The sequence below is a fragment of the Achromobacter sp. GbtcB20 genome, from assembly GCF_019091095.1.
GTDB classification, from domain to species: domain Bacteria; phylum Pseudomonadota; class Gammaproteobacteria; order Burkholderiales; family Burkholderiaceae_B; genus Achromobacter; species Achromobacter mucicolens.
This window is the reverse complement of the sequence record NZ_JAGXJZ010000104.1, coordinates 1-721: the sequence shown is the minus strand read 5'-3', so window position 1 is coordinate 721 and position 721 is coordinate 1. Positions and strand designations below refer to the sequence as shown.

General features: G+C 65.3%; 1 protein-coding gene. It reads right to left on the bottom strand.

What is annotated here, in order from left to right; genetic code table 11:
* Window positions 1–720: TerC/Alx family metal homeostasis membrane protein (locus KVT32_RS28005; protein ID WP_217619185.1), on the bottom strand; the 720-nt coding region annotated here is incomplete at its 3' end.
* Window position 721 lies beyond the last annotated feature (1 nt).

The following is a 721-nucleotide window of genomic DNA, read 5'->3' as shown; positions in this document are numbered from 1 at the left end:
GATGAACGGGTCGCTGGTGATGGCGAAGATCGCCGGCACGCTGTCGACCGCGAAGATGACGTCGGTGAACTCGACCATCAGGAGCGCCAGCAGCAGCGGCGTCGCGTACCAGAGCTTGCGTCCCGGCTGCGACGGGTGGGGCAGGCGCACCAGGAAGTCGTGGCCGTGCGTGGTGTCGCTCACCCGCAGGTGGCGCCGCAGCCAGGCCAGCAGGGCGCTGTCGCGCACGCTGTCCGGGTTCTCGGACACGAACAGCATCTTGGTGCCGGTGACGACCAGGATCGCGCCGAAGATGTAGAGCACCCAGTAATAGCTGGCCACCAGGGCCGAGCCGGCGCCGATCATGATGCCGCGGGTGACGATCACGCCCAGGATGCCCCAGAACAGCACGCGGTGCTGGTAGAGCGGGGGGATCGCCAGCGTCGCGAAGATCAGCGAGATGACGAAGATGTTGTCGAGCGACAGACTCTTCTCGATCAGGAAGCCGGTGTAGAACTCCATCGCCTTTTCGCTGCCGAAGCCGTGCCAGACCCAGAGGCCGAAGGCCAAGCCGGCCGTCAGGTAGAGTGCCGAGAGTTTCAGGCTTTCCTTGACGCCGATGACGTGGTCATCGCGGTGCAGGACCCCCAGGTCGAAGGCCAGCAGCAGGACGACGACAGCCAGGAACACCAGCCCCATCCACACCGGTGCGCCCAGCCAGACGACACTGAAGAAGTCCATG